Annotated in this window: 25 protein-coding genes; 11 read left to right on the top strand and 14 right to left on the bottom strand. The window is 63.3% G+C overall.

The window, feature by feature from the left end:
* The first annotated feature begins 124 nt into the window (after nucleotides 1-124).
* Nucleotides 125-1,108 (top strand): 4-hydroxybenzoate octaprenyltransferase, encoded by a 984-nt coding sequence (gene ubiA, locus ACX3P0_RS05490; RefSeq protein WP_459087113.1) that lies wholly within the window; start codon nucleotides 125-127, stop codon nucleotides 1,106-1,108.
* Nucleotides 1,109-1,110: 2 nt separating this feature from the next.
* Here the strand turns inward: ubiA and ACX3P0_RS05485 are convergent, their stop codons facing one another.
* The 3 genes from ACX3P0_RS05485 to ACX3P0_RS05475 form a co-directional block, all read right to left on the bottom strand.
* Nucleotides 1,111-1,677, bottom strand: coding sequence for a DUF6101 family protein (locus tag ACX3P0_RS05485; protein ID WP_459087111.1), 567 nt, complete (start codon nucleotides 1,675-1,677; stop codon nucleotides 1,111-1,113).
* Nucleotides 1,678-1,860: 183 nt separating this feature from the next.
* Nucleotides 1,861-3,291: an FAD-binding oxidoreductase gene (locus tag ACX3P0_RS05480; RefSeq protein ID WP_459087109.1), complete on the bottom strand. Its 1,431-nt coding sequence runs from the start codon at nucleotides 3,289-3,291 to the stop codon at nucleotides 1,861-1,863.
* A 9-nt stretch (nucleotides 3,292-3,300) separates the two neighbouring features.
* The gene (locus ACX3P0_RS05475; protein ID WP_459087855.1) at nucleotides 3,301-4,245 is read right to left on the bottom strand and encodes an L-threonylcarbamoyladenylate synthase; all 945 of its coding nucleotides are present in this window, start codon (nucleotides 4,243-4,245) and stop codon (nucleotides 3,301-3,303) included.
* 203 nt (nucleotides 4,246-4,448) lie between these two features.
* Between ACX3P0_RS05475 and ACX3P0_RS05470 the strand changes: the two genes are divergently transcribed.
* Nucleotides 4,449-4,913, top strand: a complete 465-nt coding sequence (locus ACX3P0_RS05470) for a hypothetical protein (RefSeq protein ID WP_459087107.1) — start codon at nucleotides 4,449-4,451, stop codon at nucleotides 4,911-4,913.
* Nucleotides 4,914-4,934: 21 nt separating this feature from the next.
* Here ACX3P0_RS05470 and glyS read toward each other — a convergent pair whose 3' ends face one another.
* The 3 genes from glyS to ACX3P0_RS05455 form a co-directional block, all read right to left on the bottom strand.
* Entirely contained in the window at nucleotides 4,935-7,493 is a 2,559-nt protein-coding gene (gene glyS / locus ACX3P0_RS05465; RefSeq protein ID WP_459087105.1) for a glycine--tRNA ligase subunit beta, read from the bottom strand.
* Complete coding sequence (locus tag ACX3P0_RS05460) at nucleotides 7,493-8,419, bottom strand: glycine--tRNA ligase subunit alpha (protein ID WP_459087854.1); 927 nt, start codon at nucleotides 8,417-8,419, stop codon at nucleotides 7,493-7,495. The genes glyS and ACX3P0_RS05460 overlap by 1 nt, the downstream gene beginning before the upstream one ends.
* 199 nt (nucleotides 8,420-8,618) lie before the next feature.
* Nucleotides 8,619-10,397 carry a tetratricopeptide repeat protein gene (locus ACX3P0_RS05455; RefSeq protein ID WP_459087103.1) on the bottom strand — a complete coding sequence of 593 codons (1,779 nt, stop codon included), beginning with the start codon at nucleotides 10,395-10,397 and terminating at the stop codon, nucleotides 8,619-8,621.
* A gap of 199 nt (nucleotides 10,398-10,596) precedes the next feature.
* Here ACX3P0_RS05455 and blaOXA point away from each other — a divergent pair, with 199 nt between their 5' ends.
* A complete protein-coding gene (blaOXA, locus tag ACX3P0_RS05450) occupies nucleotides 10,597-11,400 on the top strand; it encodes a class D beta-lactamase (protein WP_459080578.1) in 804 nt (267 codons plus the stop codon).
* Nucleotides 11,401-11,421: 21 nt separating this feature from the next.
* Here the strand turns inward: blaOXA and ACX3P0_RS05445 are convergent, their stop codons facing one another.
* Nucleotides 11,422-12,438: a polyprenyl synthetase family protein gene (locus ACX3P0_RS05445; protein WP_459087101.1), complete on the bottom strand. Its 1,017-nt coding sequence runs from the start codon at nucleotides 12,436-12,438 to the stop codon at nucleotides 11,422-11,424.
* A 157-nt stretch (nucleotides 12,439-12,595) separates the two neighbouring features.
* Between ACX3P0_RS05445 and ACX3P0_RS05440 the strand changes: the two genes are divergently transcribed.
* The 7 genes from ACX3P0_RS05440 to ACX3P0_RS05410 all read left to right on the top strand — a co-directional run bounded on the left by ACX3P0_RS05440 (nucleotide 12,596) and on the right by ACX3P0_RS05410 (nucleotide 17,017).
* Nucleotides 12,596-12,820: a putative signal transducing protein gene (locus ACX3P0_RS05440; RefSeq protein ID WP_459087099.1), complete on the top strand. Its 225-nt coding sequence runs from the start codon at nucleotides 12,596-12,598 to the stop codon at nucleotides 12,818-12,820.
* Between the two features lie 3 nt (nucleotides 12,821-12,823).
* Nucleotides 12,824-13,615, top strand: coding sequence for a tRNA1(Val) (adenine(37)-N6)-methyltransferase (locus ACX3P0_RS05435; protein WP_459087097.1), 792 nt, complete (start codon nucleotides 12,824-12,826; stop codon nucleotides 13,613-13,615).
* A gap of 86 nt (nucleotides 13,616-13,701) precedes the next feature.
* On the top strand, nucleotides 13,702-14,568 hold the full coding sequence (locus tag ACX3P0_RS05430; protein ID WP_459087096.1) for a S49 family peptidase: 867 nt from the start codon (nucleotides 13,702-13,704) through the stop codon (nucleotides 14,566-14,568).
* A gap of 170 nt (nucleotides 14,569-14,738) precedes the next feature.
* Nucleotides 14,739-14,924 carry a hypothetical protein gene (locus tag ACX3P0_RS05425; protein WP_459087094.1) on the top strand — a complete coding sequence of 62 codons (186 nt, stop codon included), beginning with the start codon at nucleotides 14,739-14,741 and terminating at the stop codon, nucleotides 14,922-14,924.
* A 5-nt stretch (nucleotides 14,925-14,929) separates the two neighbouring features.
* A complete protein-coding gene (locus ACX3P0_RS05420; protein WP_459087853.1) occupies nucleotides 14,930-15,847 on the top strand; it encodes a 4-(cytidine 5'-diphospho)-2-C-methyl-D-erythritol kinase in 918 nt (305 codons plus the stop codon).
* Complete coding sequence (moaB, locus tag ACX3P0_RS05415; protein ID WP_459087092.1) at nucleotides 15,840-16,382, top strand: molybdenum cofactor biosynthesis protein B; 543 nt, start codon at nucleotides 15,840-15,842, stop codon at nucleotides 16,380-16,382. The genes ACX3P0_RS05420 and moaB overlap by 8 nt, the downstream gene beginning before the upstream one ends.
* A complete protein-coding gene (locus ACX3P0_RS05410) occupies nucleotides 16,379-17,017 on the top strand; it encodes a class I SAM-dependent methyltransferase (RefSeq protein ID WP_459087090.1) in 639 nt (212 codons plus the stop codon). Before moaB ends, ACX3P0_RS05410 begins: the two co-directional genes overlap by 4 nt.
* Here the strand turns inward: ACX3P0_RS05410 and ACX3P0_RS05405 are convergent, their stop codons facing one another.
* From ACX3P0_RS05405 to ACX3P0_RS05395, 3 genes are read right to left on the bottom strand one after another with little or no spacing between them, the layout of a single operon-like run.
* Nucleotides 17,018-17,878, bottom strand: a complete 861-nt coding sequence (locus ACX3P0_RS05405) for a C40 family peptidase (RefSeq protein ID WP_459087088.1) — start codon at nucleotides 17,876-17,878, stop codon at nucleotides 17,018-17,020.
* Between the two features lie 12 nt (nucleotides 17,879-17,890).
* Nucleotides 17,891-18,241: a MarR family transcriptional regulator gene (locus tag ACX3P0_RS05400; RefSeq protein WP_459087087.1), complete on the bottom strand. Its 351-nt coding sequence runs from the start codon at nucleotides 18,239-18,241 to the stop codon at nucleotides 17,891-17,893.
* 58 nt (nucleotides 18,242-18,299) lie between these two features.
* Complete coding sequence (locus ACX3P0_RS05395) at nucleotides 18,300-19,664, bottom strand: leucyl aminopeptidase family protein (RefSeq protein WP_459087086.1); 1,365 nt, start codon at nucleotides 19,662-19,664, stop codon at nucleotides 18,300-18,302.
* A gap of 143 nt (nucleotides 19,665-19,807) precedes the next feature.
* Here ACX3P0_RS05395 and ACX3P0_RS05390 point away from each other — a divergent pair, with 143 nt between their 5' ends.
* Entirely contained in the window at nucleotides 19,808-20,626 is an 819-nt protein-coding gene (locus tag ACX3P0_RS05390; RefSeq protein WP_459087084.1) for a tetratricopeptide repeat protein, read from the top strand.
* A gap of 68 nt (nucleotides 20,627-20,694) precedes the next feature.
* Here the strand turns inward: ACX3P0_RS05390 and ACX3P0_RS05385 are convergent, their stop codons facing one another.
* The 4 genes from ACX3P0_RS05385 to ACX3P0_RS05370 all read right to left on the bottom strand — a co-directional run bounded on the left by ACX3P0_RS05385 (nucleotide 20,695) and on the right by ACX3P0_RS05370 (nucleotide 25,665).
* Nucleotides 20,695-21,720 (bottom strand): type II secretion system F family protein, encoded by a 1,026-nt coding sequence (locus ACX3P0_RS05385; protein ID WP_459087083.1) that lies wholly within the window; start codon nucleotides 21,718-21,720, stop codon nucleotides 20,695-20,697.
* Nucleotides 21,721-21,732: 12 nt separating this feature from the next.
* A complete protein-coding gene (locus ACX3P0_RS05380; RefSeq protein WP_459080591.1) occupies nucleotides 21,733-22,746 on the bottom strand; it encodes a type II secretion system F family protein in 1,014 nt (337 codons plus the stop codon).
* A 100-nt stretch (nucleotides 22,747-22,846) separates the two neighbouring features.
* The gene (locus ACX3P0_RS05375) at nucleotides 22,847-24,355 is read right to left on the bottom strand and encodes a CpaF family protein (RefSeq protein ID WP_459087081.1); all 1,509 of its coding nucleotides are present in this window, start codon (nucleotides 24,353-24,355) and stop codon (nucleotides 22,847-22,849) included.
* Nucleotides 24,356-24,381: 26 nt separating this feature from the next.
* Nucleotides 24,382-25,665: an AAA family ATPase gene (locus tag ACX3P0_RS05370; RefSeq protein WP_459087079.1), complete on the bottom strand. Its 1,284-nt coding sequence runs from the start codon at nucleotides 25,663-25,665 to the stop codon at nucleotides 24,382-24,384.
* Nucleotides 25,666-25,677: the final 12 nt, after the last annotated feature.

Below are 25,677 nucleotides of genomic sequence, written 5' to 3'. Positions count from 1 at the left end.
CGATTGCAGACCCGCAAGATCCATCCGGTATGGGCACGGCGGCGGGCGGTCAAGCAGCACGGCCAAATTATAAAGGACAAATCGCCCGCTTGACGCCACAAGCCCATGCTGCCACTTCACAGAAATGGAAACCATCCAGTCGAAAGCCAAGCAGGGCCGCGTTGCCGATGCGCCAAGCGGCCATTGGGTCTATCGGGCGCTGCCGCGCGCGCTATGGCCGTACGCGCAGCTTGCCCGGTGGGACCGGCCCATCGGCTGGCAGTTGCTGTTATGGCCGTGCTGGTGGTCGGCGGCGCTCGCCGCCAGCGCCTATGCGCGGCCCGGCGATTCGTTGGCCTCGCTGCTGCCGCAGCCCTTCACGCTCATCCTGTTCCTGCTCGGCGCGATTGCCATGCGCGGCGCGGGCTGCACCTACAACGACATCGTCGACGTCGACATCGATGCGCAGGTCGAGCGCACCCGCTCGCGCCCGCTGCCATCGGGTCAGGTCAGCCGCCGGCAGGCGTGGATCTTCCTGATCGTGCAAGCCCTGGTTGGGCTGGCGGTGCTTTTTCAACTCAGCGAGTTCGCCATACCGCTCGGCATTTCGTCGCTGGCAATCGTTGCGCTCTACCCCTTCGCGAAACGATTCACCAACTGGCCGCAACTCGTTCTCGGCCTTGCCTTTTCCTGGGGCGCGCTGATGGGCTGGGCAAACGAGTTCGGCGACATCGATGGGCCGGCCGTGATGCTCTATATCGGCTCGATCCTGTGGGTGATCGGCTACGACACCATCTATGCGCATCAGGACAAGGAGGACGACGCCATCGTCGGCGTGCGCTCCACCGCGCGCCTGTTCGGCGACAACACCAAGTCGTGGCTGGCGGGGCTGTATGGCGGTGCGCTGATGTGCTTTGCCGTCGCTTTCGCGGCAGCCCAGGCGCCGGTCGTCGCCCTTGCCGGGCTGCTCGCCGCCGCCGCCCATATGACAAGGCAGATCACCGTGCTCGACATCGACGACCCCGACCAGTGCCTGAAACTGTTCAAGTCGAACAGCCAGGTCGGCTGGCTGATTTTTCTCGGCCTGATCGGCGGCGCGGTCTGGGTTGCGCTCAAACCGATGGTTTGAAGTTACTCGCGCGCGATGATTTCCTCGCCGCTGATGACCAGCCTCAAACCGAGATCGCCGGCCCTGCGGCGAGCCAGAAAGCGCGGGCGGCGTGTGTGCGAAGCCCTGCCCTTGCGGCGCTCTTGCGGCGGCAGCGTCTTGATGGCGATGCCCAGCGATTCGTCCAGCGTGCGCGCCACGCCGTCCGCCTCGATCAGCAGCATGGGCAGGCGGTAGGCTTCGGCCCAGGCGCGCCAGTCCGCGGCGACGTCGTAGAGGTCGTCGGCAACCAGCAGCGGCACCGACAGCATCGGGTCGTTGTGGAGCAGTTCCAGGGTCACGGTGACATTGCCTTCGGGATCTTCCATGGCCCTTGCGGCCACGCCGCGAAAGGCGATGGCGGGCAGCGCGATGGTTGCCGGCAAGCCACTGAGTTCGAGCATCCGGCGCACCACCGCGCCGCGATGGTCGATGGTGAAGGTCACGTCGCCATAATCGTCATTGGTCGCGTAGCTGACCATTTGCGGCAAACGAAAAGGGTCGAGGCGCATGTTGCGCCCCGCCCAGACTGGCTTCAGTCCGGTGCTCATCTACTGTCTTCCCTGTCTCTCCTGAGAGCCGGTTTTCCGGTCTCTCCGGGCCAGTTTTCCCGGCCTCGTTTATGAGCAGAGACTAGCGCGGCCTCCTTACCGCCGCGCTTAAGAAAGTCGGTTAAATTTTCCTGATCTTGCAAATGGTTATCGGAATACCACCATCAACAGCGCTGGAAAGGATCAGATAACCTTACCGGGATTCATGATGCCGGCGGGGTCGAACGCGGCCTTTACCCGCCGCATCAGATCGATCGCCATCGGCGGCGCCGTGGCGATCAGTTCGTCGCGCTTCGACTGGCCGATGCCGTGCTCGGCGGAGATGGAACCGTTGAGCGAGCGCACCAAATCGTGCACGGCATGGTTCATCGGGTGATAGAAAGCGAAGAAGGCTTCGTCGTCACCGCCGACCGGCCTTGAAACGTTGTAGTGCAAATTGCCGTCGCCCATATGGCCGAAGCAGACCGGCCGCGCGCCGGGGCAGATCGTTTCAACGGCACGCGCCGCCTGCTCGACGAAGGCCGGGATCTTTTCTATCGGCACGGAAATATCGTGCTTTATCGACGCGCCCTCCGGCTTTTGCGCCTCGGGCAGCACCTCGCGGAAATTCCAGAAGGCGTTGGCCTGCGCGATGCTCGAAGAAATTACCGCATCGCCGACGATCCCGTCTTCAAGGCCGGAAGAAAGAATATCCTCCAACAGCGCCCTGGCATCTTCTGCGGATCGGCCCGACGAAATCTCCATCAGCACGTACCACGGCCAGTCTTGCAGCAGCGGGCGAACGACGCCTGACGCGTGCCGGAGCGTAAAATCATAAGGCCGCCGTTCGATCAGTTCGAAGGCCGTCAGGCTTGAGCCGCCGCGATCCATCGCCCGCGAAAACAGCGCAAGCGCGGCCTGCGTGGAGGCAAGACCGACGAAGCCAACCTCGCGGCCCCTCGGCTTGGGAAAAAGCTTCACCACCGCCGCCGTGATGACGCCCAACGTGCCTTCGGCCCCGACGAACAGGTTCTTCAAATCGTAGCCGGTGTTGTCCTTCTTCAGCTTGCGCAGATCGTCGAACACTTCGCCCGTCGGCAACACCACCTCGACGCCGAGGCAGAGTTCGCGCGCGTTGCCATAGGCGAGCACGCCGGTTCCGCCCGCATTGGAGGAAAGGTTGCCGCCGATCTGGCAGGAACCCTGCGAGGCCAGCGAAAGCGGGAACAGCCGGTCGACGGCATCGGCGGCATCGTGCAGATTCTGCAGGATGACGCCGGCTTCCACCGTTGCGGTGCCGGACAGGACGTCGAGTTCGCGAATGCGGTTCAGCCGCGACAACGACAGCACCACCTCGCGGCCGGAGCCGTCGGGTACCTGCCCGCCAACCAGCCCTGTATTGCCGCTTTGCGGGACAATCGGCGTTTTCGTCTCGGTCGCCAGTTTCATGATGCGGCTGACCTCATCGACGCTGCCCGGCCGCAGCACCAGCGAAGTCCTGCCATGCCAAAGCCCGCGCGGCTCGATCAGATAGCCGGCGATGTCATTTTGATCGCGCAGGGCGTGGCTGTCGCCGACGATGCCCGCAAAACGGGCAATCAAGGCGGGATCGAGATTCTGAATGTCAGAAGCCATGATCGTTGCCTATGTTGCCGCCGAAACGGGATCGCGCGGGGCGGCGGCGCGGGCCAGCCGGTCGTTGATCGCCTCGCCCAACCCATCCATCGGTACCGGCTCCACGGCGATCATGCGCGCGCCGCTGCGGTCCAGTTCCTGGAGATAGGCGAACAGATTGCTTGCCGCTTCCCGCAAATCGCCGTCGTGGGAGAGGTTCTTGACGGCAACGGCCTTTTCCCAGCCCGGCACGCGCTCCAGACCGAAGGCCAGCAGCGCCTCGCCCGCGCGAGCACTTCCGGCATTCAGCCGTACCGCTGCGCCCGGCGCATAGTGCGAGGCCATCATGCCCGGCGCCTGGATGCCACTGGTGCCGCCGCGCAGCACATCCTGGCCGACAACCACCTCGATGTCGGCCGCGGAAACGCCGCCCGGCCGCAGCAACCGCACCTTCCCGCCCTCAACCTTGACGATGGTGGATTCCAGCCCGACCGGCGTTGCGCCGGCATCGACCACCAGTTTTATCCTGTCGCCCAACGAGGCGGCAACGGCGGCAGCACTTGTCGGGCTGATCTTGCCGGAGGCGTTGGCGCTGGGTGCTGCCAGCGGCCGCCCGAAACGGGCAATGAGGCCGACGCCGAAGCCTCTGGGCAGGCGCAACGCGATGGTATCGAGGCCGGCGGTTACCAGCGGATGGATTGCGGCACCGGCGCGCAACGGCAGCACCAGCGTCAGTGGACCCGGCCAGAATTTTTCCGCCAGCTTGCGCGATAGCGGATCGAACACGCCGATGCGCTGCGCCATTTCCATGTCGCAGACATGGGCGATGAGCGGGTTGAACCGCGGCCTGCCCTTCGCCTCGAAGATGCGCGCCACGGCGACGCCATTGGTGGCGTCGCCCGCCAGGCCGTAGACCGTCTCGGTCGGGATGGCGACGATCTCGCCTTGCTCCAGTAGCGCCAGCGCCTGTTCCATCGCATCAGCGGCGGCGGATATGTCAGCCAAAACTCTAACCTTTCGAGGGGTCCAACCCCATGACTGGTGCTAATACGGTGACGCCCGCGCGGCAAGGCCGAGCTTGGGAAATTATAAATCCTTCGATGCTATACCCTCGACCAGTGTGCATCCATACACGCGGTGCGTGGAGCAGCCAGCAGGCAAGGAGCCTACTTTTGTTCGTGCGCGTATTGGCAGCGTTCGTCCTGACAATGGCGGCAGCGGGCATGGCCCGAGCGTCGTCCTTTGTCGTCATGGGCGAGACCGCTCCCGGAGCGACGCCCTCGATCATCACGCTTGGCGCGCCGGCACCGGCAAGACAAACCGGCCAGCCAAGCGCGCAGGGCGCCCGTTTCGTGGAAACGCCGCTGGAAACGCCGTCCATCATCGCGCTTGGCGAGCCGCTGCCGGAAGTGACCTTCGAGAAGGTGGCGGCGATCCCCCGACGCGGGCCGAACTTCCAGCCTCTGGTTATTCGCGGCGGCATAGCCGGAGACGCTTTCGCGCCCGCCATCCCGCCCAAGGATACGGCAGCGCCGTCGCAACAGGCTGCCGCCTCCAAGGGCGACGCGCCGGCCCCGCCGCCAGCGCCCGCCGCGCCACCTGCCTATCTGCCGCCGAACGGCTACGGCAAGCATCGGCAATAGGCCGGCAACGCCGGATGAGGATCAACCGGCGATTTTCGAGAAATCCGCGACCTGGTTGGTAGCCGCGCGGATGCGTGCCAGGAGCGCCAGGCGGTTGGCGCGTACAGCGGCATCTTCATCGTTCACATGAACATGCTCGAAGAATGAATCAACCGGCTCGCGCAAGCTGCTCAGTGCCAGCATGGCGGCGGAAAAGTCTTCATTCTGAATCGCTTGGGCCGCTTCCCTCTCAGCCTGATTCACCGCCGCGTACAGGTTTTTCTCCACCTCTTCACGGAAAAGCGCGGGATCGACAGTAGCGGCGATGACGGTTTTTTTCTTCTCTTCCGCCGCCAGAATGTTGGCCGCGCGCTTGGTGCCCGCGAGCAGGTTCTTGCCGTCCTCCGTGTCGAGGAAAGCGCCGAGGGCTTCGACTTTGCGCACGATTTGCAGGAGGTCGTCGTTGGAGGAGAATCCCTCACCCGTCTCGGCGCTGCGCGCCGATCCACCCTCTCCCACAAGGGGCGAGGGCACGCCGGCCGCACCGCCGCGCCCTTCCTTCTCCCCTTGTGGGAGAAGGTGGCCTGAAGGGCCGGATGAGAGGGGCACGCCGCCTGCAAGCACGGCATCGATCAGATCGTGCCGCGCACCCTGATCGCGGAGATAGACTTTCAGGCGGTCGTGGAAGAAGGAAAGGAGATCGGGAACCGCCACCGCGCACCGATCAATCGCTTCGCCGAGAGTTGACTGCAAATCTTCATCGACTGCGCTAGCGACATCACCGCCATCGACCACCCCGAGATCAACAAGTTGTCGTAGCAAACCGACGTCTCGACTAAGCGTTGCTCGCAACAGTGGTACAGCCGCGTGAACTAGGGCAATTTCAGCCGTGGTTGCTAACAGCGATAGCCGTACCCCATTCTCAACCAGTATCCGCACCACGCCCAGCGCCGCGCGGCGCAGCGCAAACGGGTCCTTGCTGCCCGTAGGCTTTTCGTCGATTGCCCAGAACCCGACCAGCGTATCCAGCTTGTCGGCCAGCGCGACCGCCACTGAAACCGGATCGGTTGGCACGCGGTCGGACGGGCCTTGCGGCTTGTAGTGTTCTTCAATTGCGGCTGCGACCGATACATCCTCGCCCTGTAGAGCCGCGTATTTGCGGCCCATCGCGCCCTGCAATTCGGGGAATTCTCCGACGATTTCGGTGGTCAGGTCGGCCTTGGCCAGCACCGCCGCGCGGGCGGCAAGCTCGGGATCGGCACCGACCAGCGGCGCGATTTCCTGCGCCAGCCGCCTTATGCGCTCCACGCGCTCACCTTGCGTGCCGAGCTTGGCATGGAAGGTAACGCCGAGATGATCGAGGCGGGCCATGCGCTGGTCGAGCGGCTTTTTCAGATTCAGATCGAACTTTTCTGCCGATGCCTGCAACGCGTCGAGGTCGGGCAGATCCGCCTGATCGGTCTTCCAGAAATGCACCGCATCGGAAAGGCGCGCGCGCACCACCTTGCCGTTGCCGTGGGCGATTTCCTTGCCGCCGTCCTTCGCCTCGATATTGGCGGTCAGGATGAAGTGGTTGGAGAGTGAGTCCTTCGAGGCTCGCTCCGCTCGCACCTCAGGATGAGGATCGTCATTGGGGTGGCTCTGCCCTCCCTCATCCTGAGGTGTCGGCGAAGCCGGCCTCGAAGGACGCACCACGAAACACTTCTGGTTGGCGCGGATGGTTAGGCGGATGACTTCGGCGGGGATCGCCAGAAACTCCGTCTCGAACTCGCCCATCAGCACGACCGGCCATTCGACCAGCCCGGCGACCTCGTCGAGCAGCCCCTCGTCCTCGACCAGGTCGAGGCCGTTGGCGAAGGCTAGGTTTTTGGCGTCGGCCAGAATGATTTCCTTGCGGCGGTCGGCATCGAGCACGACCTTGGCCGCTTCCAGCTTGGCCGCGTAGTCTTCGAAGCGCCGCACGATGATTTCGCCCGGCGCATGAAAACGGTGGCCATAGGTGACATTGTCCGAGCGGATGCCGTCGATCTCGAAATCGACCACCACCGGCTCCTCCGTCTCCGGGCCGAAGGTACAGAGGATCGATTGCAGCGGTCGGACCCAGTGCAGCGCATCGCCGCCCTGGCCTTCGGTGCCGCCATAGCGAGCGCCTTTCGGCCCCGAGGCCGCGCCCCAGCGCATCGATTTCGGCCACGGGAACGTGCGGATGATGCCGGGTATCAGGTCGGCGATGATCTCTTCCGCCGCCCTGCCCGGCTTTGAAATATGGGCAACGTAGAAATCGCCCTTCTTCGGATCGGTATGGACATGCGCCTCTTCAATCGAGGCCAGCCCCGCCGAGCGCAAAAAGCCCTGGATTGCCTGTTCGGGCGCTTTGGTTGACGGTCCCTTGCGCTCCTCGCGAATGTCCTTCGAGCGCGCCGTCAAGCCGCGCATATCCAGCACGAGCCGACGCGGCGTGAAATATTCGCGGGCCGCCTCATAGGTCAGGCCGGCCTCGACCAGACCGTCGGTGACCATCTTTTTCAGGTCGGCCGCCGCCTTGCGCTGCATGCGCGCGGGAATTTCTTCGGAGCGAAGTTCAAGAAGCAGATCGGGCATTACGCGGCCTCCCCGGCCAGGGAAAAGCCGCCGGCCTCGGTCAGCAAAAACGCCTCGCCGCAGGCCTTCGCCAGATTGCGCACGGCGAAAATGTATTTCTGCCGCTCGGTCACCGAAATCACGCCGCGCGAATCGAGCAGGTTGAAGACGTGGCTGGCCTTGATGCACTGGTCATAGGCGGGAAGCACCATGCGGTGCGCGCCACCGTCCTGGGGTGCACCGGCCGCCAGCAGCGCCTTGCACTCGGCTTCCGCGTCCTCGAAGTGGCGCAGCAGCGCGGCGGTGTTGGCGAACTCGAAATTGTGGCGCGAATATTCCTGCTCGGCCTGCAGGAAAACGTCGCCATAGGTGACCTTGTCTTCGCCTTCGAGGCCGTTGAAGTTCAGGTCGTAGACGTTGTCGACGCCCTGCACATACATGGCCAGTCGTTCCAGCCCATAGGTCAGTTCGCCGGCCACCGGCGCGCATTCGATGCCGCAGACCTGCTGGAAATAGGTGAACTGCGATACTTCCATGCCGTCGCACCAGCATTCCCAGCCAAGGCCCCAGGCGCCCAGCGTCGGGCTTTCCCAATCGTCCTCGACAAAGCGGATGTCGTGCAGCAGCGGATCGATGCCAATTGCCGCCAGCGAGCCGAGGTAAAGCTCCTGCAGGTTCGACGGATTGGGCTTCAGGATCACCTGATACTGGTAATAGTGCTGCAAGCGGTTGGGATTTTCGCCGTAGCGGCCATCCTTGGGGCGGCGCGAAGGCTGCACATAGGCCGCGTTCCAGCGTTTTGGCCCCAGCGCGCGCAGCGTGGTGGCCGGATGAAACGTACCCGCGCCCACTTCCATGTCGTAGGGCTGCAGCACCGCGCAGCCATAGTCGGCCCAATAGCTGTGCAGCGTCAGGATCAGCCCCTGGAACGAGCGGCTGGGGTGCATATGGGCAGGAATTTGGGCGCTCACGGATCGGCCTCGACGGCAATGGCTGGATGCCGCTTTCCCTAGTGCCCCACACCGTGAGCGTCAAGGCGAAGGGCCAAGAGAACCGGTCTACGCTCCGGCCTGCCGACAGCGTGCGCAAATCCTCGGCACAAGGCCGAGGATGACGGTAGAGACGGTTGCGCTTACCCTTGGCCGCTCACCCTTTGGGAGCAGGCGTCGGCTCGGGCTTGGGGGCCGGGGCTTCCTGTGCGGTGGCCTTGTCCGGCAGCGGCGGCAGGCCGTTGCGCAGTTTTTCAAGCACCGACGCCAAAATGTCCGGCTCCGGCTTCATGTCGCGGGCATGCGCCCACTGGAAGGTCGCCTCCAGCTTGCGGCCGACGCGCCAGTAGGCATCGCCCAGATGATCGTTGAGCACCGGGTCTTCCGGCTTCAGCGACACGGCGCGCTCCATCTCGCGCACGGAATCGTCGAACCTGCCAAGCTTGAAGTAGGCCCAGCCGAGCGAATCGACGATGTAGCCGTCGCTGGGACGCAGATCGACGGCTTTCTGGATCATCTCCAGCCCCTCGTTCAGGTTCATGCCCCGGTCCACCCAGGAATAGCCCAGATAGTTCATGACCTGCGGCTGGTTGGGGTTGAGTTCCAGCGCCTTGCGGAAATTCGGCTCGGCCTTGGTCCATTCCTTCAGCCGCTCATAGGCGATGCCGCGCTGGTAAAACACGTTCCAGTTGGCGGCGACGGGCGTCTTCAGCAACGAGACGGCCGTGTCGTAGAGATCGGCGGCGGAGCGGAAGTCCTCCTTGGAGGAATAAACGCCGCCCAGCGCCAGATAGCCGCGCATATCGTCCGGATGCGCCTCGACAAGCGCCTTGAGATGCGCGATCGCCTCGTCCTTCTTGTCCAGGTCGGCCAGATTGAGACCGAGCTGCAATTCGGAAATTTCCTTCAGCGGCGAGGCGTCGGGAATGCGGCGATACAGTTCGATCGCCTTGGCGCTGTCCTTCATCTGCTCGGCGACGGAAGCCAGTTGCACCAGCGCGGCGTCGCTGTCCGGCTTCAGCGCCAGCGCATATTCCAGGTAAAGCCGCACAAACGGCTCGCCGCCGCCGCGGTTGAGCGCGGTTGCGAGATCGAGCAGTATTTCGGCAGCGCCGTCGGACGCATTGGCGACCAGCGGCTCGATCTTCTCGCCCTTGGTGATCTTGTCGCGAAGGGCGGTAATCTCGATCTTGCCCGGCGCGAATGTTTCCGCCTGGTCGAGGATCGTCAGCGCCTTGTCCTTGTCGCCCTTGCGGGCAAGAAAACTGGCGTAGGATTGCGCGCAGCGCAGCCAGGTTTCGGGTGCCGCGCCGCCTGCGGCGACATTCTGCATCGTGGCCGCATAGGTTGCCTCGGCCTTGTCCGACAGGCCGGAGGCGTCGGCAATCAGCGCGCTATGGCAGGTCTTGAACAGGTCGAACCATTCCGGTCCTTCCAGCTTGTCCACAAAGGTCATGGCCTCTTCGCCATGGCCTGCGCCCTGCTTGGCCCAGCCGGCCATGACGCCGACGATCAGCCGGTCGAGATCGGATTCAAGCGACAGCTTCAGCCAGTATTCGGCCTTGGAAAAATCCTTCTTGCGAAACGAATCGACGGCCAGAGCCAGCCGCGAGAAGCGTTCGACATCGGGAACCGTCTTGAGCTTGTCGGCATAAGGCAGCGCTTCTTCGAAGCGTCCCTGCGAAATCAGCGACAGCATCAGGCTCTGCTGCAGCGAGGCGTCTTCCGGGTCGAAGGCGAGCGCCTGCTTGTAATAATTGATGGCGCTGTCGAGATCGTTGTCGGCCTCGGCGATATGAGCCGCAAGATAAGCTCCGGAAAACGAGGATATCTCGACCGGATCGCTCGTCTGCATGGCATAAGCGGGCAGGCTCGTAGCCGCCACGCCCGTCAAAACTGCCAGCCCCGTTAGCCAGCGCATACCTGCCTGCCGCATCGCATCCCTTTCAACCGAACAAAAGCACCGCCGAGGCGGCCTTCGTCGTCGAATCCATTTTTCACGGCAAAGCATGGCCTTTTTGCGTTCATGCTTCAACCGGGCGGGAATTCACAATCCGGGTAGGAAATTAATAAAACCACACTTTACCGGACAGGGTGCGTTCTTGCATGGTGCGCCGACAGATGGAGAAATGACGATGTCCCTGCGGAGCTTTGCGCTTTCTGTGGTGTTTGTGACCGCGATACCCTTGGCCGCGCAGGCGAAAACATTGTGCACGGCGTTTGCCGATGCCGCCACCGGCAAGGTGCTCAGCCAAGAAGGCGCATGCGACACGCGCGTTTTCGCCGCGTCCACCTTCAAGATCGCCATCAGCCTGATGGGCTACGATTCCGGTTTCCTGACCAATACGCATGAGCCGGCACTACCGTTCAAAAAGGGCTACCCGGACTGGATTCCCTCCTGGAAATCCACCACCGACCCGACCAGCTGGATAAAGAATTCGGTGGTCTGGTATTCGCAGCAGATCACCAGATATCTCGGCGAAAAGCGGTTTCAGCGCTATGTCAGCGAATTCCACTACGGCAACGCGGATGCGTCCGGCGATCCCGGCAAGCACAATGGCCTGTCGCGTTCCTGGCTCAGTTCCTCGCTGAAGATATCGCCGCTTGAGCAATTGGCGTTTCTGGGCAAGCTGGTGAACCGACAATTGCCGGTCACGGCGCACGCCTACGAAATGACAAGCCGGATCACGGCGCTTGGCACCTTGCCAAACGGCTGGGAGATCCACGGCAAGACCGGGGCGGGAGCGCCGCGCAATGCCGACGGTACGTTCGCAACCAACCGTGCCTATGGCTGGTTCGTCGGTTGGGCGAGCAATGGCGGACGAACGCTGGTGTTCGCGCGCCTTATCCAGAACGAAAAGAAAGAAGCCGTCAGCCCCGGCCTGCGCAGCCGTGAAGCGATGATGCGCGAACTTCCCGCATTGCTGGACGCGCTCTAAGAGGCTTGGAAGCGAAGGCCTTCAGCTTACCCGGCTGATGCAGAAGTCGATGACGTCGATCAGCGCCGCTTTCTGCGGCGTGGCTTCCAGCGGCGCCAGCGCGTCGCGGGCGATTTCGCCGAAATGGCGGGCACGGCCGATCGTGTCGGAAATCGCCGAATGGCGGGTCATCAGCCCGATCGCCTTTTCCAGCCCGGCGTCGTCGGCGCTGTTGTTTTCGATGGCGCTTTTCCAGAACGAACGCTCGGCTGCCGTGCCGCGCCGATAGGCGAGGATGACCGGAAGCGTCACCTTGCCCTCGCGGAAATCGTCGCCGACATTCTTGCCCAGATCCTGGCTGGAGCCGCCATAATCGAGCGCGTCGTCGATCAACTGGAAGGCCAGACCCAGATTCATGCCGTAGGAGCGCAGCGCCGCGCGGTCAGTGCGCGAGGCCCCGGCGATGACCGGGCCGACTTCGGCGGCAGCCGAAAACAAGGCGGCGGTCTTGGCCTTGATGACGGCAAAATGCTCATCCTCGGTGGTTTCGAGGTTTTTCGCCGCAGCAAGCTGCATCACCTCGCCCTCGGCGATGATGGAAGCGGCACTGGACAGGATATCGAGCGCATCGAGCGAGCCGACATCGACCATCATGCGGAAGGCCTGGCCAAGCAGGAAGTCGCCCACCAGCACGCTGGCCTGGTTGCCCCAGATCATGCGCGCCGTCTTCTTGCCGCGCCGCAGCCCGCTTTCGTCGACCACGTCGTCGTGCAGCAGCGTTGCCGTGTGCATGAACTCGACGCTGGTGGCTAGCTTGACATGGCCCTCGCCGGCATAGCCGAACATCTGGGCGGCCGCGAGCGTCACCATGGGGCGCAGCCGCTTGCCGCCGGAGGAAATCAGGTGATTGGCAATCTCGGGAATCATCTCGACGTCGGAACCGGCCTTCGACAGGATCAACTCGTTGACCCGGCCCATATCGGACGCCGTCAGGGCAATAAGTTCCTTGATGGTCGCGGCTTCCCGCTTTCCATTATCAAGATTGAGAACGACACCCACCAAAAACCACTCCCGTCAAAAGGCGCACGACGGCACTCCGCGTTCGCATGACTCTAGGGCGGCACCCATGTCAACCGCAAGAGGCGAAATGGCGCGGCTTCTATGGTATCCGACGCCGCGTGCGTTTACATGAACGCGACAATCTGGAGGGTCTTACGTGATCGAACTCATCCGCACCAACGACGTGGTGGTCATATCCTTCGTCGAATCGCTGATGCGAGACGCCGGCATCGGCTGCTTCGTCGCGGACCAAAACATGAGCGTGATGGACGGGTCGATCGGCATCCTGCCCCGGCGCATCATGGTGCAGGCGGACCGCGCCGACGAGGCAAGGCAGATCGTCACCGATGCCGGCATGGGCGACGAAATGCGGAAAAAATAGGCCGTGCCGCGCGAGAACCCCGGCGATGCGCCTGCCTATACGGTCGATGCCTTTCATCGCGGCCGGTTCTTTCTGGTGCAGCCCGCCCAAAGCGGACACCGCGCGGGCATGGACGCCATGATGCTGGCCGCCGCCGTACCGTCCGCCTTTGCCGGGCAGATCGCGGATTTCGGCGCAGGGGCCGGGGCTGCGGCGTTCGGCGTGCTTTCGCGCTGCCCGAAAGCCAGGGCCGTCCTGGTCGAGCGCGCCGAGGAAATGGCCGCCTTCGCAGACGCCACGCTCAGCCATCCGGGTAACGCGCATCTTGGCGACCGCGCGCTCGTGCTTCGCGCCGATGTCGCCTTGAGCGGCAGCGCGCGGCAGGCCGCCGGCCTCGCCGACCGGTCCTTCGATTTCGTCATCATGAACCCGCCCTTCAACGCGGAGCAGGACCGGGCCACGCCGGATACCCTCAAAAGACAAGCGCATGTGATCGAGGACGGCCTGTTCGACAATTGGCTGCGAAGTGCCGCCGCCGTTCTCAAGCCGCGCGGCGGGCTGGCGCTGATAGCCCGGCCGGAACAGTTGCAGCCGATCCTCGACGCCCTCGGCAGCCGGTTCGGCAACGCCGAGATCATGGCCATCCATCCGCGCCCGGAGATAGCCGCCATCCGCATCGTCGTGCGGGCGGTGCGCGGCGCGCGCGGAAAACTTTCCATCCGCCCTCCGCTGGTCATGCACGAAGGCCCGGCCAACGCCTTTTGCGCCCGCGCCGACATGATCGGCAACGGGCTAGCATCGCTTTTCGGCGACTGAACGCCATGACCACGGCCATTGCGGTTCCCCATTGCTGTTTTCTGCGAATGCCTACATGCCTCAAGCCCTTTCAGGAGACCTGCCCATTGAGACGCCTTCTTAAACGACTGCTGCCGAAATCATGGCGCTCCGACATCGTCACGATCCCGGTCATCAGACTGCATGGAACGATCATGGCGGGTGGCGGCAGGTTTCGGCCGAGTCTGTCGCTGGCGTCGACCGCCGGACTGATCGAAAAGGCCTTTTCCTTCGACGCGCCGGCCGTCGCCATCTCGATCAACTCGCCCGGCGGTTCGCCGGTGCAATCGCGGCTGATTTTTCAGCGCATCCGCGATCTGGCGGCTGAAAAGAACAAGCGCGTTTTCGTCTTCACCGAAGACGTTGCCGCATCCGGCGGCTACATGATTGCGCTTGCCGGCGACGAGATCATCGCCGACCCCTCCTCCATCGTCGGCTCGATCGGCGTGGTGTCGGCTTCGTTCGGTTTTCCCGAACTGTTGAAGAAGATCGGCGTCGAGCGCCGCGTCTATACGGCGGGCAGCAACAAGGCGACGCTGGACCCGTTCAAACCGGAAAACGAAGAAGACATCGAGCGCCTGAAGGCGCTGCAGCTCGAAGTCCACGAAACCTTTATCAACATGGTCAAGGAACGGCGCGGCTCCAGGCTGAAGGACGACCCGGACCTGTTCACCGGCCTGTTCTGGACCGGCAAGAGGGGGCTGGAACTTGGCCTCGTCGACGCGCTTGGCGACATGCGGTCGACCATGAAAGCCCGCTACGGGGCGAAAACGCGGCTGAAGCTGGTGTCGGCATCGCGCGGCCTGTTCGGCAGGGTCGGCCTGTTCGGCTCGAGCGCCGGCGGCTTTTCGCCGCCTGAGATCGCGGAAGCGGCTGCCGGTGGCCTGCTCGACGCGGCGCAGGAACGCGCGCTGTGGCAGCGTTTCGGCCTGTGAGCGGGGAACCCTTTCGCGCGCCACGCGTCCAATCATTCAGGAAGCCGTTCTTGTTCTTATTGCCGCACCGCCCTAGAAAAACCGTTTCGATTTCCGAGCTTGTGCGGTAGCATAGCGCCAACATAGACTGAAGAGGCCTCCGGCGCAGGAAAGCGAAGGAGAGTTTGGACATGCCGCAGATCATTTTCTTCACCGCCGTTGGTGTCGCCGCCTATGTCGGCTATCGCGCTTTCGTTAAGGAAGCGGAACGCGTGACCGCCAAGCTGCGCCGCGCCGAAAAGCAGCATGCGAACGGCACCCAGGGCACGCTGGTCAAGGACCCCGTTACGGGCGAGTACCGGCTGGCCAAGGATTGAGCATCATCGATCTCGCGGTTTTCGATGCCGGGGCGGCAGCAAGACTCGCACCCGCTAAAATCAACCTTGCCCTGCATGTAACCGGCCGGCGGTCGGACGGTTATCATACGATAGAAAGCCTGGCGGTGTTTACCCGCTTCGGCGACCGCATCGATGCCGCGCCCGCTGAGGCGGACGGCTTTGCCGTTTCCGGCAAATATGCCGCCGCCGTGCCTGCCGATGATGGTAACCTGATCCTGAAAGCGCGAGACACGCTGCGGCAGCGCTTTGGCGCGGACGCCAGGCCGCCGGTAGCACTTTCGCTGGAGAAAAATCTCCCGGTTGCTTCCGGCATCGGCGGCGGATCAAGCGACGCCGCCGCCACGCTGCGCGCGCTCATCGAGGTCTGGAAGCTGGACGTGGGCGAGGCCGAACTGGCCCGCATCGGGCTGGCGCTGGGTGCCGATGTGCCGATGTGCCTGGCAGCCCAACCGCTGCTGGCGCGAGGCGTCGGCGACGAATTGGACATCCTGCCGAATTTTCCGTCGCTTGGCCTGGTGCTGGTCAATCCGGGCGTCTCCGTCTCGACGGCGGCGGTGTTTGCCGGGCTGGAGAGCCGTGACAACGAAAATCTGCCGCCGCTGCCGAAGAAAATCGATTTTCACAGCCTGCGCAACTGGCTGGAAATCACGCGCAATGATTTGCAGCCCGTGGCGCAAAAGCTTCATCCGGCCATCGGCCGGGCGCTTTCGGCGCTGAAAAGGGCGGATGCCGGGTTCGTCCGCATGTCGGGTTCGGGTGCGACCTGTTTCGGCCTGTTCGAAACCGGCAATGTCGCCAAGCGCGCGGCGGCCTCGATTCGCAGCCATTACCCGGAAATGTTCGTCGCCGCGACACGCAGCCTGGCATCAGGGGTCGACGCGAATGGCCGGGCCGATGGCTAAGATTGACGAGAGCCGCCCCTTCATCCCGGTGCGCATCGCCGTGCTCACCGTCTCCGATTCACGGACGCTGGCGGACGACAAGTCCGGGCAGACACTGGCCGACCGCATCGCGGAGGCCGGCCATATCCTCGCCGACCGCGCCTTCGTCACCGACGACGCGACAAAAATCCGCGACACGGTGCTGGCATGGTCGCGCGACAAGCAAATCGATGTCGTCATCACCACCGGCGGCACCGGCTTTACTGGCCGCGACGTGACGCCGGAAGCGCTGGAGCCCATTTTCGAAAAGCGCATGGACGGGTTTTCGGAAGTGTTTCACCGCATTTCCTACGACAAGATCGGCACATCCACGATCCAGAGCCGCGCCACCGGGGGCGTCGTCAGTGCCACCTTCGTGTTCGTGCTGCCGGGATCGCCCGGCGCCTGCAAGGATGCCTGGGACGGCATCTTGAAGCCGCAACTGGACTACCGGCACATGCCCTGCAATTTCGTGGAAATCATGCCCCGGCTGGACGAGCACCTGAAACGCTCGTGACCACGGACGCGGGCGACGTAAAATCCTTCATTCGCGAAAACCTGCCGCTGACGGCGGTGCCGTTCGTGCCGGAAACCCGGCTGCACACGGCCCATCCCGGCAGCGGGCTGAGGCGGCTCGAAGGCGATGCCGCGCCCTACTGGGCCTATCCCTGGGCCGGCGGCACAGCGCTTGCCCGCTACGTTCTCGACCGTCCGCAAACCGTTCTTGGTCGTCGCGTGCTCGACCTCGGTGCAGGTTCCGGTCTTGTCGCGATTGCCGCCGCGAAGGCTGGCGCGGGCGAAATACTCGCCGCCGAAATCGACCATAACGCGCTTGCGGCGCTGGAACTCAATCTGGCGGCAAACACTGTTACCGCCACCATCATCGATCAGGACATTCTTGGCGCAGAGCCGCCTGCCGTCGATCTCGTTCTCGTCGGTGATGTCTTCTATGAGCGCTGTCTCGCCCGGCGCGTCACCGCGTTTCTCGACCGATGCGTCGCAGGCGGTATCAAGGTGCTGGTCGGCGATCTTGGCCGGGAACATCTGCCGCTTTCGCGCCTGAAAGTTCTGGCCGACTATCCGGTGGCGGATTTTGGCGACGGCAAGGGCGCGCCACTGAGGCCGGGCCGCGTTTTCGCCTTTGAGCGCTGATTATGGCCGGCGAAAGCCGGTCGGGCCGCCATAGAGATACCCGATGCGCGCGACGGCCTCGGCCAAGCCTTCGCGCGAGACCTGCATGGTGTGGCCGCTGGCGTGGATCATGTTTTTTTCGTCGGTCATGATGGCGACGTGGCCTTTCCAGAACACAAGGTCGCCGCGCCGCAGGCCGGAAAAATCCGCGCCCAGATCGAACGGTTCGCCAAGACCGGCCGCCTGCATGTCCGAATCGCGCAGCACGTCACGACCGACCATGCGCATGGAAAGCTGCACCAGCCCCGAGCAGTCGATGCCGAAGCCGGACACGCCGCCCCATAGATAGGGCGTGCCCAGGAATTGTTCTGCGACGGCCACGTAGTCAGCCGCATTTTTCGCGATTGGTCGCAGATGGCCCGCGATCACCGCGTCGCCGGTCGGCAGCACGGCATAGGGCGTGCCGCGCGTCTCGGCGGTGCCTGTTACCGTGACCGTCGAGCCCATCGACAATTGCCCGCTCACGGGAAAGCGCAAATCCGGCCCCGGATAGACGAAGGTGCGGGGCACGCAGACGACATGCGTGGGTGCACGCTCGCGGCCACCCAACTCCGATGCGGCTACATACCCAACGTAACCGTCCCGCTCGCTCTGCACCCATGCCCAGCCCTCGGCTTCCTCGAACACCAGCACATCGTCGCCGAGCAGGAACTGCGTGTTGACGCCGGCATCGGCACCCGGCGCTTTGCGCACGTCGGCAACCGATGCGGCGATGCGCGCCGGCCGGCCGGCAACGAAGCGCTCGGCGGTCACCTCGCCTTTCAGCCGCGCGTCGGCAAGGTCGGGGCGAAAAGCATGCAGGCGGGAGTCATGAGCGGTCAAATCGGGTCGCTTTCAGATCGGCAGTTCGAGAGCCTTGGCGATGATATCATCGCCAAATCGTTCGACATAGAGCGCGCCCTCGACGGTGCGCCGGATCAGCACGTTGCGCCTGTCGCGCTCGTCGCGGTGGCGCGAAACCAGTTTCAGCGCGCCCATCGTATCCAGCGCGCGGGTGATGACCGGCTTGGTCACACCGAGTTTTTCGGCCAGCCCGCGCACGGTATGCGGCGGCGGATCGAGATAGATGGTGAGCAGGATCGCGGCCTGGCGCATGGTGAGATCGGGCGCGTCGTCACGCACTTGCGACAGCATCACCTGCTGCCACAGCCGCAAAGCCTGGATCGGACGCATCGCTATCGCCATGCCGGCCATTCTATCGGCAAATCGTTTCGGTTCCGTTTCAGTCAGACTGAGGGAATGGTTAGGCAAAGCGCGTGGAAATGACCTTCTCCAGCGCGCGGATGCCTTGTGCCTCGCCACCGGCGGGGCCGTGCGGGCGGTCCCACGGGTTCCACGCGAAGATATCGAAATGCGCCCAGCCCGGCGTTTTTTCCACGAAGCGCTTAAGAAAAAGTGCGGCCGTGATCGAGCCGGCAAAGCCGTCGGTGGTTACGTTGTTCGTATCCGCGATCTTCGACGCCAGCCTTGCCTGATAGGGCTGCCATAGGGGCATGCGCCACAGCGGGTCCTCGACCGCAACGGACGCTTGCGCGAGTTCGCAAGCCAGCGCGTCGTCGTCGGTGTAAAAAGGGGGCAAATCGGGGCCGAGAGCGACGCGCGCTGCACCCGTCAGCGTCGCCATGTCGATGAGCATCTGCGGCTCCTCGGCATCGGCCAGCGCCAGCGCATCGGCGAGCACCAACCGCCCCTCCGCATCCGTATTGCCGATCTCGACGGTAATGCCCTTGCGGCTCGTCAGCACGTCGCCGGGGCGAAAGGCGTTGCCGGCAATCGAATTTTCCACGGCCGGGATGAGAACCCGCAGCCGCACTTTCAGGCCGGCCGCCATGATCATCGAGGCGAGGCCGAGCACATTGGCCGCGCCGCCCATGTCCTTCTTCATCAACAGCATGCCGCTTGCCGGCTTGATGTCGAGGCCGCCCGTATCGAAGCACACGCCCTTGCCGACCAGCGTTACTTTCGGCGCGCCCTTCGGCCCCCACACCATGTCGATCAGGCGCGGCGCCTCGCTCGAAGCGCGGCCAACCGCGTGGATCATCGGAAAGTTCTGCTTCAGAAGATCGTCGCCCTTGGTGACGGTGATTTCCGCCTTGTGCGTCTTGGCCAGCTTGCGCACGGCCTTTTCCAGCGCATCCGGCCCCATGTCGTTGGTCGGCGTGTTGACCAGATCGCGGGCGAGGAACACGCCGTCGGCGATGCGGCGCAGACGGTCGGCATCCACGCCTGCCGGTGGGTTGAAGCGGAGCGCCCTGCCCGAACCCTTGCCATAGCGGCTGAAGACATAGCCGCCCAGCATCAGCCCGAGCGCGGCAAGGTCGGGCTTGTCCGGCATCGACGCGAAAGCCCATTCGCCTTCCGGCAGCGCCTTGGCCAGAGCGCCTGCGGCAAGCGCGCCCTGCCCTTCGCCAATTCCGAACAGCGCGCCCGCGATCGTTCCACCGGCGCCCGGCAACACCAGGACCCTGCCGGCCTCCCCGGAAAAGCCGTTCTCTTCAGCCCAGGCGATATCTGGTTTTTCCAGCCCCGCACTCTCCAGTGCACCTGCCGCGACCAGATGAACCGGCAGCGCCTTTTTCAATTTCCGGGAAACGAGTTCGACTGGCATCAAAACCTCCTGGCCAGCCGCGACTCGGGGCAGCCTTCTTAACGAAGCATTAGGGTTAACAGAATATTTCTCGACGGGGAAAGATGGCCGTTTGCCGCCGATTGCGCTGCGCGACCATGCGGACAAGGGAAGGCTGAGCGCCGATGTCGACGAATTGCATCATGATCCGGACCGGCAAGCGGATTGCCACGGCAACCTTTGTGGCGGCGCTGGCGGCGAGCATCGCCGGTTGCGGAACCAGCAAGATGACCACCGGCTCGATCAACCGGGGTGGCCAGGCGGTTGACAGCATGACCTCCAGCCAACTTCATCAGGCCGCCAATTCACTGGGTCAGACCTATACCAGAAACCCCGGCGACAAGGCGGTCGCCTTGAAATACGCCTCCGTCCTGCAAATGAACGGCGACAACGACCAGTCGCTTGCCGTCATGCGCAAGCTGGCGATCGCGCTTCCCAAGGACCGCGACGTGCTGGCGGCCTATGGCAAGGCGCTTGCCGCGAACGGCCAGTTCGAGCCGGCGCTGAGCGCCGTGCGCCGCGCCCAGACCCCGGAATATCCGGACTGGAAACTGGTGTCGGCGGAAGCCGCCATTCTCGACCAGCTTGGCCAGAAGGACGAGGCCCGCCAGCTTTACCGCAAGGCGCTCGACCTCCAGCCGAACGAGCCGACGGTCCTGTCCAATCTCGGCATGTCCTATGTGCTGGAAGGCGACCTGCGGACGGCCGAAACCTATCTCCGCTCGGCGGCGGGACAACCCACCGCCGATAGCCGCGTGCGCCAGAACCTGGCGCTGGTGGTCGGGTTGCAGGGGCGTTTCGACGAAGCCGAAAAGATCGCGGCGCAGGAGCTTTCTCCCGACCAGGCGCAGGCCAATGTCGCCTACCTTCGCAAGATGCTCTCCCAGCAGAATGCCTGGAACCAGTTGAAGAAGGACGACAAGGGCAAGTCGGCCACCAACTGACTTTTCCGCATAGTCACAAAAAAGCCGCCTGTTTCGGGCGGCTTTTTTTTATGCTCTGCCAAGGGTGGCTATTGTTCGCTGTCGCTCGTCGTCTGCGGCTGGTCGCCGAAGATGCCGTGCTTGCTTACCTGGATGCCGGCCGGCCCGAGAATGATCGCAAACAGCACCGGCAGGAAAAACAGGATCATCGGCACCGTCAGTTTTGGCGGCAGCGCCGCAGCCTTCTTCTCGGCCTCGTTCATGCGCATGTCGCGGCTTTCGCCGGATAGAACGCGCAACGCGTGCGCCACCGGCGTACCGTAGCGTTCGGCCTGAACGAGCGCCTGCGAAACCGATTTGACCGATTCGAGCCCGGTTCGGGAGGCCAGGTTTTCATAGGCCTGCTTGCGTTCCTGCAAATATGACAACTCGGCATTGGTGAGGATGAATTCCTCTGCCAGTTCCACCGATTGCGTACCGATCTCGTCGGCTACCTTGCGAAGGGCCGCTTCCACCGACATGCCCGATTCCACGCAGATCAGCATCAGGTCGAGCGCGTCGGGCCATGCCGTCTGGATGGACTTCTTGCGCTTGGTGGCGCGATTGGAAACATAGAGGACCGGGGCGTAAAAACCTGCATAGGCAACGAGGATGCAGACGAAGAATTTTACGACCATCGGCCGCTCGGGAAGGCCGCCAAGCACGAAGATATATATGGCGGCCAGCGCCAAGCCGACGAAGGGCAGGACAAGCCGGAAGAACAGGAAGCGCGTCAGCGGGTTCTGGCCGCGAAAACCGGCAACCTTCAGTTTCTGCAACGTACCCTCGTCGGCCAGCGCACGCTTCAGGTCGAGGCGATCGACGATGTTGCGCATGCCCACCGACTGCTCTTCGCGCAGGCCCTTGCGGCGGCGGTCGGCTTCCGCCGCCAGGCGCGCGCGCTGCTTGGCGCGAAGTTCGTCGCGCTCCAGCGCTACCGCCTTCATGCGGGCCTTGAGCGGATTTCCGCCGAGGGCCGGAACGAGCGTGAGCACCGTGGCGAACACGGCAAGCGATACCAGCATCACGATCAGGATTACCGGGTCTGTAAACGTCTTGACGACTAGCGCGGTCATGAATCCAGCACCCTACACTTCGAAATTCATCATCTTGCGCATCACCAGGATGCCCATGCCCATCCACAGTCCGGAAATGCCAAGGATCAAATTGCCCACATTGGTGGTGAACAGCGGCATGATATAATTGGGGCTGGTGATATAGACCATGATGGCGACGATGAACGGCAGCGCGCCGATGATGACGGCCGACGCCTTGGCTTCCATCGAAAGCGCCTGGACCTTTGCCTTCATCTTCTTGCGGTCGCGCAGCACGCGCGAGAGATTGCCCAGCGCTTCTGACAAATTACCGCCGGCCTGCGCCTGGATCTGGATGACGATGCCGAAAAAGCCGGCCTCCGGGCAGGGCATCGTTTCCTGCATGCGAACGGCCGCCTCGGGAATGGACAGGCCGAGCTGCTGCGAATCGACGATGCGGCGGAATTCGCCCTTGACGGGTTCCGGTGATTCGTTGGCGATGAGACGGATGCCGTCATTGAGCGGCAGGCCCGACTTGATCGCCCGCACGATGATGTCGAGTGCATTGGGAAATTCGTTCAGGAACTTCTTGACGCGGCGCTTGCGGGCGAACGAGACGAACCACCGCGGCAGGCCGAATGCACCGGCGAGCAGCGCGCCCGGCACCACGAGCAGCGGCGCGCCGGCAAGATAGGCGAGAACGGCAAACACGACGCCGCAAACAGCCGAATACAGATAAAACCGCTCCATCGGCACGGTCATCCCGGCCTGCCGGATCTGCATCTTCAACGGCGGCTTCTTGACGTTGACGTCGTTGACCTTCTGCTTCTGATCCAGCTCCTTCAAGGAGTCCTGAACGGATTTGCGCCGCTTGGCGGCTTCCGCCACCCGGTCGCGCGAGGCACGAACGACGGATCGGTCCGTCTCCAGGGTCTTGACCGACTGAAGACGCCGGCCAGCCGCCTTTTCATTGTCCATCCGGGTGAACAGAAACGCATAGGCTACCGCACCAGCACTGAAGCCGGCGAGCACCACGAATATCAATACGGTGCTGTCAATTCCGAACATGGACCACCGCCTTCATGACTCCAATTGCCTGCAACGGCATGCGCCTTGCCCGAGCATCGGGTTAGCCCGAAAACCGCTGCACACTTTTCGGCCCGATGCTCTAGTCAGCACGTTTTTCCATCGCTTCGAGCGCCTTGGCCAGCCGCTGTTCCTCGTTGTAGTAACGGGCGCGGTCCCAGAAATGCGGACGGCCGATGCCCGTCGAGACATGCTCGCCGATAAGCCTGCCGTTCGCGTCTTCGCCCTTGATGTTATACAGGACCAGGTCCTGCGTGATGATGACGTCACCTTCCATGCCGATCACTTCGGTGATGTGGGTGATGCGGCGCGATCCGTCGCGCAGGCGAGAGGCCTGGATGATGATGTCGATCGAGCCGACGATGATCTCGCGCACCGTCTTCTGCGGCAGCGTGTAACCACCCATCGCGATCATGGATTCGATACGGTTGAGGCATTCGCGCGGGCTGTTGGAGTGGATGGTGCCCATGGAGCCGTCATGGCCGGTGTTCATCGCCTGCAGGAGGTCGAACACCTCGGGTCCGCGCACTTCGCCGACGACGATGCGTTCGGGCCGCATGCGCAGGCAGTTCTTGACGAGATCGCGCATGGTGACCTCGCCTTCGCCTTCCAGATTGGCGGGGCGGGTTTCGAGCCGGACCACATGCGGCTGCTGCAGTTGCAGTTCGGCCGAATCCTCGCAGGTGATGATGCGCTCTTCGCGATCCACATAATTGGTCAGGCAGTTGAGCAGCGTCGTCTTGCCGGAACCGGTACCGCCGGAAATCACCACGTTGCAGCGCACCCGGCCGATGATCTTGAGCACCTCGGCCCCTTCGGGCGTGATGGTTCCGAACTTGACCAGCTGATCGAGCGTCAGCTTGTCCTTCTTGAACTTGCGGATGGTGAGGGCCGCGCCGTCGATGGCGAGCGGCGGTGCGATGACGTTGACGCGGGAGCCGTCCGGCAGGCGGGCGTCGCAGATAGGCGAGGATTCATCGACCCGGCGTCCGACCTGGCTGACGATGCGCTGGCAGATGTTCAAAAGCTGCTGGTTGTCGCGGAAACGGATCGTGGTCTGCTCGACCTTGCCGTTGACTTCGATATAGACGTTCTTGGAGCCGTTCACCATGATGTCGGCGATGTCGTCGCGGGCCAGCAGCGGCTCCAGCGGCCCATAGCCCAGAACGTCGTTGCAGATGTCGTCGAGCAGTTCTTCCTGATCGGCGATCGACATCGCGAAATTCTTGATCGCGACGATGTCGTTGACGATGTCGCGAATTTCCTCGCGCGCGCTGTCGGGGTCGAGCTTGGCAAGCTGCGACAGGTCGATGGTGTCGATCAGCGCCGAGAAAACCTGGCTCTTGATGTCGTAATAGGCTTCGCTGCGTTCGCGCTGCACCCGCCTCGGCTCAGGCGCCATCGGCGGCGCCTCGACGGTCCGGCGCACGGGCGGCATGGATGAAGCGGGCGGCAACGGCGCCGACGGGCGGGAAATGACCGACGTTTCCACAGCGCCGGCACTCGCCGGCGGCGAAGCTTCGGCGGCTACAGGTTGACGCGTTTCCGGAATGGGCCGGCTGCCGTCGTCACTGCCTCTTTTACCGAACATGATCGATACCCACTCCCGCCAAAGCGCTACTTCTTGTTCCGCTTGAGCATTTCGAGCAGCCCGCCGAGAGCCGCCTTCTTCCTCGACTTGATCTCGCTTCGCCCGGTAAGGACATGGGCGATTTCGCTGATGATGCCGACGATCGGGCTCTTGGAATCCATCTCGCCGAGCATGCGGCCATTATTGGATGCGTTGCCGAACAGCAGCGGGTCGAATGGAATGACCGCCATCGGCGTCAAGCCCAGCGGCTCGGCGAAATCGTCGGCCGAAATCTCGGGGCGCTTGGGAATGCCGGCCTGGTTGATGACAAGTTTCGGCGGCGTATCGTTCGGCCGCAGCCGCTTCAGCATATCGACCAGATTCTTGGCGTTGCGCAGATTTGCCAGCTCGGGCGTGGCGGTGATGACCACTTCGTCCGCCTTGGTCAGCGTGTTTTTCGTCCAGCCGGTCCACACATGGGGAACGTCGAGCACCAGGATCGGGGCCGTGCGCTGGGCCGTGTCGATGATATGGGCAAAGGCGTCGGCGTCGAAATCGTAGACGCGCTCCAGCGTGGACGGGGCCGCAAGCAAGGAGAGGTTTTCGGCGCATTGCGCGAGAAGGCGGTCGAGATAGACCTCGTCGATGCGCTCCGGCGAGAAAACCGCCTCGGCGATGCCCTGGGCGGGGTCCTGATCAAAATTGATGTTGGCGGTACCGAATGCGAGGTCGAGATCGGCGACCATCACCTCCGACCTGAACAGCGTCGACATCGTCCAGGCCACATTGTGGGCCACGGTGGAGGAACCGACGCCACCCTTTGCGCCGATGAAGGCGACGGAGCGGCCGATCGGCTCGGCTTCGGGGTCGACGAAGATGGTCGAGATCACGCTGACGACATCGGCCATCGAGATCGGAGCGATGACATATTCCGAAATGCCGGACCGGATCAGTTCGCGGTAAAGGCCGACATCGTTGTAATGGCCGATGACGACCACCTTCGAAGTCGGGTCGCAATATTCGGCTAATTGAATGAGCTGTTCCAGCAACTGCTTCGGCTCGGCCCGCGACTCCAGGATGATGAGGTTAGGCGTCGGCGCCGACTGGTAGAATTCGACCGCGGTCGGGATGCCGCCCATATGAACCTTCAGATGGGCCTTGGCCATGCGACGATCCTCGCCGGCCCGTTCGATGGGGCCGGAGACGCCCTCCGTCTCGCAGAAGGCCTGGATGGAAATGCGCGGTATCGGCCGCAGCGCCTGCATCGTGGAAATATCCTGATGCGAGGTTTCGACACTGTCGACGCTGGTTTCAAAAGCCAGATTGCTCATCGTCATGCTCTT

Source organism: Mesorhizobium sp. A556 (assembly GCF_054489545.1).
The sequence above is the reverse complement of the archived record's forward strand: the minus strand, read 5'-3'. Positions and strand labels throughout refer to the sequence as shown.